Annotated in this window: 5 protein-coding genes; 3 read left to right on the forward strand and 2 right to left on the reverse strand. The window is 47.3% G+C overall.

Going from position 1 to position 9,396, the window contains the following annotated elements; translation table 11 throughout:
• The first annotated feature begins 13 nt into the window (after window positions 1-13).
• From H8K38_RS16200 to H8K38_RS16210, 3 genes are all read left to right on the forward strand, one after another.
• Window positions 14-1,243, forward strand: a complete 1,230-nt coding sequence (locus tag H8K38_RS16200) for a RimK family alpha-L-glutamate ligase (RefSeq protein WP_186885871.1) — start codon at window positions 14-16, stop codon at window positions 1,241-1,243.
• An 11-nt stretch (window positions 1,244-1,254) separates the two neighbouring features.
• Window positions 1,255-2,820 carry a hypothetical protein gene (locus H8K38_RS16205; RefSeq protein ID WP_186885872.1) on the forward strand — a complete coding sequence of 522 codons (1,566 nt, stop codon included), beginning with the start codon at window positions 1,255-1,257 and terminating at the stop codon, window positions 2,818-2,820.
• 238 nt (window positions 2,821-3,058) lie between these two features.
• A complete protein-coding gene (locus H8K38_RS16210) occupies window positions 3,059-5,971 on the forward strand; it encodes a hybrid sensor histidine kinase/response regulator (RefSeq protein ID WP_186885873.1) in 2,913 nt (970 codons plus the stop codon).
• A 257-nt stretch (window positions 5,972-6,228) separates the two neighbouring features.
• On the opposite strand, the gene H8K38_RS16215 is transcribed toward H8K38_RS16210, so the two are convergent.
• Together H8K38_RS16215 and H8K38_RS16220 are read right to left on the reverse strand one after the other, a co-directional pair.
• On the reverse strand, window positions 6,229-8,313 hold the full coding sequence (locus H8K38_RS16215) for a diguanylate cyclase domain-containing protein (RefSeq protein WP_186885874.1): 2,085 nt from the start codon (window positions 8,311-8,313) through the stop codon (window positions 6,229-6,231).
• Between the two features lie 356 nt (window positions 8,314-8,669).
• Entirely contained in the window at window positions 8,670-9,152 is a 483-nt protein-coding gene (locus H8K38_RS16220; protein WP_255423025.1) for a thioesterase family protein, read from the reverse strand.
• Between the last annotated feature and the right edge of the window lie 244 nt (window positions 9,153-9,396).

A 9,396-nucleotide genomic window follows, 5' to 3' on the forward strand; every position in this document is an offset into this window, starting at 1 on the left:
CCTGGTTTCAGATATGACTACTCTTCACGAATCTCAGCACAGTACCTATATCGGCCTCGCACCTTTGATGCGGCGGGCTTTTGCAGGCGAAGATTTAAAACCCTTGGCCAATGCCTTGATTGCGCGGGCGCAGCAGTATCCCGATGACGCGAATGCGATGCTGGATTTATCGACGGTGCTGCTTTTGCTCGGCCACGCTGAATTGGCAGCGAGCACGCAAATGGAAGCATTAAAAAAGCAGCCTTTGTATTCGGTGCCGGCAGCGCATCCGGCGAAAATCAAATTGTTGGCGCTGCTGACCGATGGCGATCTGATGGCGAATACGCCAGTCGATTTTCTGGTTGAAGATTCGGACATTGATCTCGATTTGTTGTACGTGGGGCAGGGCATCCCAGCGCTGGATCAATTACCTGAACATGATGTGATGTTTGTGGCGATTGGCGAGGCCGACGCCAAGCATACGCTGCTGCTCGATTTGCAGGAAATCGTCTCGCAATGGCCGCGGCCAGTGATCAATGCGCCGGAACGCATCGCCCATCTGGGGCGTGACCGCGCTTATCTGCAACTGCAATCGGCGCGAGGCGTTGAAATGCCGATGTCACGCCGCATTACCCGTCAGATGCTGGAACAACTCGGGCGAGGCGAGTTAGCCATCAGCGATTTATTGCCCGGCGATGATTTTCCCATCATCGTGCGACCGCTCGATTCACATGCGGGGCATGGTCTTGAGAAGCTGGTGTCACCAACAGAAATCGCTGCCTATCTGCAGGAAATTCAGAGCGACGAGTTTTACATCGCCCGCTTTGTTGACTATCGCAGCGCCGATGGTCAGTTCAGAAAATACCGCGTCATGCTGATTGATGGCAAACCGTATATTGCGCACATGGGCATTTCGCAGCATTGGATGATTCATTATCTGAATGCCGGCATGGCGGAAAGCGCTGAAAAGCGGGCGGAAGAGCAGCGCTTTATGGCGAGTTTCGATACAGAATTTGTGCCACGTCACACGCTGGCGCTGCAAGAAATCTACGACAAATTAGGCTTGGATTATGTCGGCATCGACTGTGGTGAAACGCCGGACGGCAAGCTACTCATATTTGAAGTCGATAGCGACATGATCGTGCACGCCATGGACCCAGTGGAGATGTTCCCCTATAAACAGGCGACGATGAAAAAATTGTTTGCGGCATTCAGAGACTTGTTAGTCAAGCGCACATCCGCTTCAACATTGAGCGCGCAGTAAGCAGGAGACGCATGAGCAACGACGCTATTTTATCTGCTCTGATACCAGCGTTCACGTCTGGCACGGGTATCCCATCGCTGGCGCAATTGCTGGTTGATGGAGGAGATTCGCGTATTACGCTGGATACGTACGGTGTAAATAAATACGGCTGTACTGTGGAGCCGCAAAGTACGCAAGACAGCTCGTTTGCATTTGGCTCGGCAACCGCATCGACTATTTCTCAACGCGGTTTTGCGGCGGCAAATCGCGTCTATCAGAAGATAGTGCAAGCGTATCGTGATGAAACGCAGTCCTCGCAGTCTTCGCTGTATTCCTTGTATGAGCAGGAAATGCAGAGCCTGCGTCAGGAATTAAAGCAGTTGTGTCAGACCGGTGATGCGGTGGATGTGGCGTTTGCAGCCTCTGGCACCGATTTGCATTTAATCGTATCGCAGCTATTTTCAGGGGCATCTTCAAGCCCTTCGATGATCGTGATGGTGGAGGCTGGCGAGACCGGAAGCTCGGTGCCTGCGGCGTTGCAGGGTTTGCATTTCAGCGATTGCGCAGCCCTGGGTGCATCTGTTCATCCGGGGCAGCAAGTCGGGCAGGTTGGCGTATCTGAATTAGTCAATGTAGCTTTGCGCGAGGCAGATGGAAAACCACGCGCCGCCGAAGATATTGACAGAGAAATCGAGGCGCTGGTCACGCAGGCGTGTCATCACAACAAGCGCGTGTTGCTGGTGCTTGCCGATGTGACCAAGACCGGCATGATAGGGCCGTCTGTGCAATGTGCATTGGCGTTGCGGAATACATTTCCTGATCAGCTTGAGGTGCTGGTGGATGCCTGCCAGTTCCGGCTGACGAATGCCACGTTGAATGCTTATCTGGATCAGCAGTTTTTAGTTGCGGTGACGGGCTCAAAATTTATCTCTGGCCCCAGTTTTTCCGGTGCTTTATTTTTCCCGCCGGAAGCGGCAATCAGATACAGGCAGCAAACCGCACCGGCAGGTTTATATGCTTATTCCAGCCGCGCTGACTGGCCTGCATCCTGGACTGGAATGGACGGTTTGCAGAAGAAGGCGAATGTCGGATTACTGGTGCGCTGGGTGGCGGCGATGGCGGAATTACGGGCATTTCGCAGCTTGTCTGACGACGCAATCAATCAGTTTGTGCAAGCGTTCCGGCGTGCGGTATTGACGTATTTTGATGCGCATTCTGGCCTTACGTTGTTACCGGTTTCTGTGCCCGATAGACAAGTGTTGGCGACGACGCCAGGCTGGGATCAATGGCCGACGATTTTTCCGTTTGTACTGCATCACGCTTCCGGCGAGCCACTGAGTCGCGACCAGACGATGTTGGTGTACCGCCGCTTGCAAAATGAAAAACGTATGCAAGTGGGGCAGCCTGTGACTTGTGGTGTTTGCCAACAGATTCCTGTCAGTGCCTTGCGCCTGTGTCTGAGCGCGCGGCTTATCGTGGCGGCATTGAGCGATGTGACGGATATTAGACGTGGCGGAAATAAAGCAGACGAAATCATTGCCAAAGCGATGGCGGTATTGGATGCAGCACGCCAGCTCAGCTTGCTGCTTGATTCTTAGGCTCGTATCTGTATTCTGAATGTGTTGCCATCAGGAATGTAAATAATGATTAAGCACCATTTTCAGGTAGAAATTTCATGCTAATCTGCGGCAGTAATCAGACACTCATTATTCTTTTTTTGAGTTCTCTTTTAGTTTTTTGATTCGCGTAGTTATACAGATTTCATCTGCATTAAGCGTCGCCTTCTGACGTCATTTCAATAACTCTTACCTCAATATCATACGGTCATCACTCATCATGAAAATGGCAAAAAAGCGTTTGCGGCTACAACTTTTTTTGTTATTCAGTCTGATGTTGGTATTGGTGTGGGTTGTCGCTTTTTACGAAATGAATCGTAGTTATCAATCGGTGTTCAACGAGGCAAAGATACGTAACACCGAGGAGGCGCAGATTTTTGCGGAATACTCTTCCTCCAATATCAAGCGTCTCAATGAAGCGCTGCTGGATCTTCGCAGAGCGTGGCGGGGCGATTGGAAGGAATTCGCCGAACTGGTTCAGCGCCGGCAAGAAATCATTCACGACATTTCTTTTCAGGTCGCCGTCATTGATAAAGATGGCATTATGCAGTTTTCGAATCTGGCCAAGCCATCCGAGCGTGTTGATCTGAGTGAACGCGAACATTTTCGTGTTCATCAGCTTGCCCCGGATAAAGACAAATTTTTTATCAGTAAGCCCTTGAAGGGGAAAATCTCAGGCAAATGGTCGATCCAGTTTACGCGGCCTATCTTTAAAGACGGACAGTTCAACGGTGTTCTGGTGATTTCTGTCAGTCCCGATATGTTTACCAAATTTGCAGAAAAGGTTAATTCCAACGCCACCATTACTGTAGCGAGAGAAAATGGTTTTGTGTTGGCTCGCTCACCGGATATCGATCTGAGCAAAGGGATAATGATTGACGTCAGTCGCTTTGTAGATGACCGGGTTCCTTCTCAGGGGAATTTTCAGATTATCTCCAGGATAGACGGTGTGGAGCGTATCTACGGTTACCAGCGCTTGCCTGAATATCAGATGATCTTTATCACTGGCGAGTCTGTTGCTGGCATTTTGGTACCGTATCAAGTAACAAAGAGAAATGTCCTGATCATTGCGAGTGTATTCAGCCTCATCAGTGCTTTGCTGTTTTTTATGTTATTCCGTGCGTTTAATGAAAAAAATACTGCACAGTTGAAGCTGGAAGAGCGGGAAGAAATTTTACGGCAATCGCAAGAAGTCGGGCGTATTGGCAGCTACTCTTTTGATCTGAATACTTTTCGTTTCGAGAGTTCGCCAAATATGGACGAAATATTTGGTCTTTCTCCCGATACCGATAAAACCTATGATGCCTGGTTGAAGCTGCTTCATCCATCTGACCTCGAAGATGAACGTAAGACCATGCGCGAAGTCCGGCTCAATAGCGGTACTTTCCGACGGGAATACAGAATCATCAGGCCGATAGACGGTGCAGAAAGATGGATACTGGCGATCGGAAAAATGAATAAGCCGGATGAACATCAGCCCATGAGAGTGATGGGGATCGTTCAGGATATTACTGAGCAAAAGCAACACGAAGCAGAATTGATGAAAGCGAAGGAATTGGCTGAGGCGGCCAATGTTGCCAAAAGCTTGTTCCTTGCTTCAATGTCGCACGAGATCCGCACTCCGATGAATGGTGTGATTGGTATGACGGAGCTGGTTCTGGAGACGGAATTAAATCCGCAGCAAAGAGAATATGTGAATATGATCAAAGCATCGGCAGATTCTTTGCTGGTACTGATTAACGACATTCTCGATTCGTCGAAAATTGACGCAGGTAAGATTGATCTCGAAAGCCTGAATTTCGATTTATTCCGGGTGCTGGATGAGGTGATTAAACCGCTTGGTTTGCAGGCGGAAAAAAAAGGCGTTGAACTGATTCTGGATATTCAGCCAGATATCTGCCGGTTTGTGATCGGCGATGCTGGCAGGCTGAAACAAATCTTACTCAATATCCTGGGCAATGCAATTAAATTCACCACGAAAGGTGAGATCACTGTTCAGGTGCGATATACGCAGTACGAGCGGCGGCAGGCTGATTTGTATTTCAATATTATCGACACCGGCATAGGTATTGCTGAAGATAAAATCAGAAGTATCTTTGATTTGTTTTCGCAGGCGGATAATTCGATTACCCGCAAATATGGTGGAACAGGGTTGGGACTTTCTATTTCTTCCCGTTTGGTCGAGCTGATGGGGGGAACCTTATCCGTTGAAAGTAAAGTCGGCATTGGCAGTAAATTTAGTTTTACTTTGCCATTCCAATCAGCGCCCGAAGCCAGCCGTCTGCCACCCGCAACCTTGTTTCCAGATTTGCAGGTACTGGTTGCGGATGATAATCAAACCCACTTGAATCTGATGGCAGATGCTTTGCGTCAATCTGGGATGAAAGTTATTCAGGCTTGCAATGGTCAGGTGTTTTGGGATGAGTTTGTCAAACTCACTGACGCCGGGCGAGAAATTGATTTACTGGTGCTGGATGCACACATGCCCGATAAGAACAGTTTTCAGCTGATCGAGGCATGCAACGAGGTTGGTAATACGGCACACCTGAAAAAGGCACCAAAAATATTGTTGCTGACATCTGCATTGACGCCTCAGGATATTGATCTTTGCCAGTCAATGAATTTAGCTTATCTGAATAAGCCGTTTTCAATGATGGAGTTGAAAGCGGCTGTTGGCCAATTATTTATTGATCATGACGTGCGCACTTTATCTTCTGTCGAAATGTCTGCGGAAAATAAGTTGCAACAAAGTCGTCTGAGTATTTTGTTGGTTGAAGATAATGAAATAAATCAACGCATTGCTACCGTCATTCTGGAAAAGGCTGGACATCAGATACAAGTCTGCGGCAACGGTGCGCTTGCGTTGGAATTGCTTGAACGCCGGAAATTTGATCTGATCTTAATGGATATGCAAATGCCCGTCATGGGCGGGGTTGAGGCGACCGTGAATATACGAAACAAGGAACGTGTCAGCGGCGGCCATATTCCGATTATTGCTATGACTGCGAATGCCATGAGCGAGGATAAGGAGTTATGCCTGAATGCGGGCATGGATGGTTACATATCCAAGCCGGTGAGAGGTGAAAAGTTGATGAGTGTTATTGCTGAAGTGCTTAATAAATGTAAGCTGTGATCAGCTGAAAACGACACACGTTCCGGAGGAAAGAGCGGAGGTTGCCGGGTTTGATTTGCCGCGTATTAATGCAATTGCTGAGACAATTGAGACAGAAAAATATGCGGATATGGTGACTGCTACACACACGCTGAATTGGCACAAATTTTATTGTGTCTGCAACAGAAGACCTGTGCCTGAACGTTTATTCAACTCTGGCTCATGCAGTGATGCGTTTCTCTAACTACAATTCTGAATCAGGCACACTTGCTGACTGTTTATTGATAAAAACGGATGGTGTTGCGACCTTCCTGTTTTGCCCGGTACATTGCGGCATCTGCCCGGTCTAGTAATTTTTCGCCGCTGCTATCGCCGTTATTAAAGGTGATGACGCCGATACTGGCTGTGCATCGATGCTCGACGGTGATTGTTGTCCCATTGTTGTCAGTCTGTAGCAAATAAGGATCAGCCACGGTAGAAAGAATTTTTTTTGCGATACTTTCTGCCTGTGTGTGTGCACTTGATTCGTCTGCGTCCATGTCGGTAATCAGTATGACAAATTCGTCACCGCCAAAGCGAGCCACGGTATCGGTCTGGCGCACGCACAATTGCAGACGACGTGCGACTTCAATCAGCAACATATCGCCAACGTTGTGACCGTGCTTGTCGTTCAATGGTTTGAAATTATCCAGATCTAAAAACAGCAGTGCGCTATAACTCGCATTGCGTATATTCCGTGCTAATGCTTGCTTCAGATGTTCTATCAGTAAGCGCCGGTTAGGTAGCTGAGTTAATGCATCGAGATAAGCGAGCTGCTGAATTTTTTCATCCATGAGCTTGCGGTCATGAATATCTGTCAGAAAATTCAGGCTTGCATTGTCACCGTGCCACTCGAATGCGACGCCGCTCAATTCAAACCAGCGGACGCCGCGGTGTCTGGTCGAAATGCGGATAGCATATTTCAGATCGTTGACTGTTGTCAGGAGTAATTTCTTCTGATTCTCTATCACCATAGCCTGATCTTCGTGATAGATGAGGTCGATGATGGATTTGTTTGTCAGTGTATTTGCGTCATACCCGGTCAATTCGCAGAGTTTCGGATTGGCGTAACGCAAGACCCCATCATTGACAACGCAAATACCCTCGTTCGCTGTTTCGATCAGCAAACGATAATGTTTCTCACTTTCTCTGAGTTGCTCTACGGAAGAACTGCGTTCGATAGCAACACTGGCTAGTTTCGCAACAGCTTCGATAAGTTCAATATCGCTGCTCTCGGGGGCGTGTTCATCGCGGTGATAAATAGCAAATGTTCCAAGCACTTTCTGGTTAGAGGATAGCACTGGCTGCGACCAGCATGATGCCAGCCCTGCTTGCAGTGCCAATTCTTTATAAGGGACCCAGTAAGGATGGGTTGCAATTTTTTCCGCAATTACCCGCTGCTTTGTATATGCTGCCGTACCACAAGAGCCAACGCCCAAACCTATTTCGACGCCCTGGATAGCGCTGTTGTAAAACTCTGGCAGGCTGGGAGCAAAGATGCGGCTAAGGAATCTGCCGCGCTTATCAAGTAACAGTATGCTGCATAACATTTCCGGATGAAGCCGTTCAATGCCATTGATGATCGCATTCAAAATATCGTCGAGAGGTCGGTTAAGCGAAAGAAGGTCAAGGATTTTATTGCTGAATTTTGTGAATGCCTGATTATCCAATGCGCGTTTTTCTGCTCGCTCGTGCGTCATGAGAACAAATCCGATCGAGAGTAGGAGCAGGCTGACCAGCACCGTTATAAATGTGTAACTCTGGATAGAATTGGATTCGGCGATCGATGTTAATTTGGTCGATCCCAGAAGAAAACTGATCTCTCTCAACATCATGGCTGCAATGACTGAGACTAGCCCTGTTTCGATAATATATTGGCCTCGTCCAATCGTGTTATTTCGCATTTTTATGGCGAATGCCAGTAAGGCTGCACTTTGTAAAGTAAAGACCAGGGCGCTGATAACCAGGCGAGCTTGTTGGTTATCCAGCAATATGCTAAAGCTGATAGCGATAAATACAACCGGCGCCCACAAAGTTAAGCGGTTTGGTTGCTCATCATGAAATCGATAAATAGCTTCACCAAACAAGGCAAAGCCAGCGGAAAGAAATGAGTTGCCGACGATGATCGAGACTGCATCATTGATGTAGCCTCGCAAGCTGAATAGCAAATAGGCGCCACCATGGAGAGCCAGAGCCAGCGACCACATGAAAAGCGGATTAAACAGTGAATTATTTTTACGATACGAAATCCAGGCAATTGCCAATGCCAGCGTAAAACTCGTTGTTACGATCACCAAAAACATTGTCGGTGTGTGAATCAACATAAAGAACCTTAAAAAATGTTTGTTGCTGTATGTACGCCGATTCAGTTGCTTCTCTGTTTCTGATTTACATCTGTGTTTTCAGTAGCCCTGTTATTTATTGTTGTTTTTGTTGCGATGGCGAAGATATCACTCGGCGAACTTATTTAAATTAATCTCTATTTCGCCCAGCTGTTATTTCTGCATCTATAAACTGAATCTAACAACTGCGGTCAGAATTTGTTTTGATCAAAAGCAAGCGTGAATAGTGATTTTTATTAATAATTGCCTGTTAGGATTACATAGAATACTTTTGTAAAAAGTAAATTTATGTGAACTTGATAAGTTTTCTGTTAGTGCGGATCAATCTGCGCAATGCTTTATTTCACAATTACAGGCAGATAAATATCGCAAAATTCCGGTGGCATTCTTTTGGGTTTTCCAGTACTGATTTCTATGCAAACCAGATCCCATCTTCCGCGCATAATAATGGCCTGATCAGCTTCCCGGATTAATTGAAAACGCCTTTCCATATTCAGCTTTCCGTCGCTGGCAACAATCCAGGTGCCGAGTATGAGTTTGTCACCAAGGACTGAAGGTAATAAGTAATCGTATTCGGCATGGCGTATCGCCATCGCCCGATTCAGTTCTTGATAGTTGTTGAGACTGAGACCCAATTGCTCCGAATGCGCCCATCCGATCACTTCACACCATTGAACATATACAGCGTTGTTTGTGTGTTGGAGGCCATCGATGTCGCTGCTTACTGGCGTCAGCTTTAGTGTATAAGGCTGCGGGTAATCCCAAGTCATCATGTATTCCGTCTTGCGTGGAGAAGTTGGATAGTTTACTGCATCTGTCATGGCTCTCAATGCAATGATTATCCAATGATTTTAGGACTGGCGATCAGGAAGTCATTGCGCCTTATCTAAAGCTTGAAATTGGAATCAACAATGGTTCTCAGTTAGTTGACTATTTAAGCTGAGAAGAAAAAGCGAAGCGAAAGGGCGAAGGGAGTTGACAGTGAGTGAGAAGTACTTCATAATCTCGTTTCTCTGCTGCTGACGCACACAACGATGCGAAGCAAAACTCGGAAGAGTGAAGCGG

Origin of the sequence: Undibacterium sp. FT79W, assembly GCF_014284215.1 — a bacterium.
GTDB lineage: Bacteria > Pseudomonadota > Gammaproteobacteria > Burkholderiales > Burkholderiaceae_D > Undibacterium > Undibacterium aquatile.

What these genes read in the sequence shown, in the direction of transcription:
- H8K38_RS16200 (WP_186885871.1), top strand. Translation starts at nt 14, where the DNA reads ATGACTACTCTTCACGAATCTCAGCACAGTACCTATATCGGCCTCGCA.
- H8K38_RS16205 (WP_186885872.1), top strand. Translation starts at nt 1,255, where the DNA reads ATGAGCAACGACGCTATTTTATCTGCTCTGATACCAGCGTTCACGTCT.
- H8K38_RS16210 (WP_186885873.1), top strand. Translation starts at nt 3,059, where the DNA reads ATGAAAATGGCAAAAAAGCGTTTGCGGCTACAACTTTTTTTGTTATTC.
- H8K38_RS16215 (WP_186885874.1), bottom strand. Translation starts at nt 8,313, where the DNA reads ATGTTGATTCACACACCGACAATGTTTTTGGTGATCGTAACAACGAGT.
- H8K38_RS16220 (WP_255423025.1), bottom strand. Translation starts at nt 9,152, where the DNA reads ATGACAGATGCAGTAAACTATCCAACTTCTCCACGCAAGACGGAATAC.